This is a genomic window from Bacillus sp. JJ1521, assembly GCF_036965165.1.
In the GTDB taxonomy this organism is placed as follows: domain Bacteria; phylum Bacillota; class Bacilli; order Bacillales; family Bacillaceae_L; genus Ferdinandcohnia.
Genome location: NZ_JBALOX010000298.1, coordinates 1 through 1,775, shown reverse-complemented (window position 1 = coordinate 1,775; position 1,775 = coordinate 1). Strand labels below are relative to the sequence as shown.

The following is a 1,775-nucleotide window of genomic DNA, read 5'->3' as shown; positions in this document are numbered from 1 at the left end:
CTTTTTAAAATCAATTGCTCATTTTCTTCCATTTCACCTAAAACAATCATATAAGGTGAAAGCTGCTGTTGTCTTTCAATTACGTGAATCATGTAATGAAATGGAATCGTAACACTGTGCTTACTTAGTCTAGCAATCAATTCGAGTGCTTTAGCTAAGTGCTCCTTCCCCTTTCCAAGAGGCAGATGGATATATGGCGTTTTTCCGGCTCTTCTAACATTGACATAAACCTCAAACGGAATATTTTTTACGGTAGCTGATTCTAGCAAATAGGTTAAGCCACTTAAAGATTGCTCCAATTTTCGTTCACGGACATTGATGATAATCGTCCATGAAAACTGTGCCGTTTTATCAAAAAGCTTTGTTTGTAAGTGATTGGTACGAGCGCTCGCCTTCCAATGAACTCGATTAAAAGGATCAGATGAAACATAACCCCTTGTTCCGACAATTGCCGTCATATCCTCAAAAAATGAACTTCGGATTGGATAATCGCCTTGATTTTTTGGAACAATTTTTTCGATTCCTCCTACCGTTTCAGGTGAAGAATAAATAATCGTTTCAAAGCTAACCGGCTTCATATAATGAAGATAAGCCTCTCCAAAGCCAAATAAATGTGGGATTCTAATCTCGAGTGTTCGGATTTTCGCAACTCCCCTATGTTTCCCATCAAATGGCAGCCTTGTGGTGGAGGCTTGCCTTCCGAATAGCGTTAGTGGAAGGGATAGTTCAATCTGTTCCGTTTCTAATACTTTTCTTTCATTCTTAAAACCTACTACATGATCAATCGTCAAACGGATTTGAGCATTAAAGATTGGTAATAAACCCTCCTGTCGTAAAGTAAGCGAAAAATCGCTTTCTTCACCTTTAAAAAGCTTAACAGTTTCTTTATCCACAGAAACAACAATTTTATTTCCAACATGCTTTAAATAATATTTGTTTAGAAAGACAAACAAGAGGAACAGCACCCCTACAAACACAAGCAAAAACACCTGTGAAAGGATCCCAACTAAAATAAATGCAGAAGAAAGAAATGACATATAAGACATTTCATTCCCAGTTGAAATTTGTCGCTGCCAATTCATTTATTTCACTGCCCCAGCTTCAACCGGAACAGATACCCCCCGAAGCAGTTCTTGAACAATTTGGCGATTCGTTTTCTTCAATGATCCCTCCATCGTCAGCACAAGTCGGTGTGTAATGACAAATGGAACCATAAATTTAATATCCTCAGGGGTTACAAACATACGTCCTTCTAAATACGCTTTACCTTGGGCTGCCTTCATCAGCGCAAGAGTTCCCCTTGGGCTCACACCGACTTCAACATCTTCATGATCCCTAGTGGCGTGAATAATTCGTAATAAATAATCCTCAACTTCATCAGAGAGTCTTACTTGACTAACTTCAGCTTGCATCGATTGGATCTCTTCTTTTGATAGAACCTCTAAAATTTCCTCGATTGGGTTGTTTTGTCGATACCTTCTCATGATTTGCTTTTCTTCGTCAAAGCTTGGATAGCCAAGATCAATTTGCACGAAGAAACGGTCCATTTGTGCCTCGGGAAGCGGGAATGTTCCCTGTTGTGATTCGATTGGGTTTTGCGTCGCAATGACGACAAATGGTGAAGGAAGTTTTAATGTTTCACCATCAATCGTTACCTGGCGTTCCTCCATTACCTCCAGTAAACTTGATTGCGTCCGTGGAGTTGCACGGTTAATTTCATCCGCTAACAGGATATTCGTCATAACAGGACCCGGACGAAGCTGGAAGTCCTGCTC

Annotated in this window: 2 protein-coding genes; both read right to left on the bottom strand. The window is 40.0% G+C overall.

Going from position 1 to position 1,775, the window contains the following annotated elements; all coding sequences use genetic code 11:
• Positions 1–1,082 (bottom strand): DUF58 domain-containing protein (locus V7147_RS25005; RefSeq protein WP_335370501.1); only part of this gene is annotated, 1,082 nt, incomplete at its 3' end.
• Positions 1,083–1,775, bottom strand: a 693-nt coding sequence (locus V7147_RS25000) for an AAA family ATPase (protein ID WP_335370500.1), incomplete at its 5' end; no start/stop codon positions are given.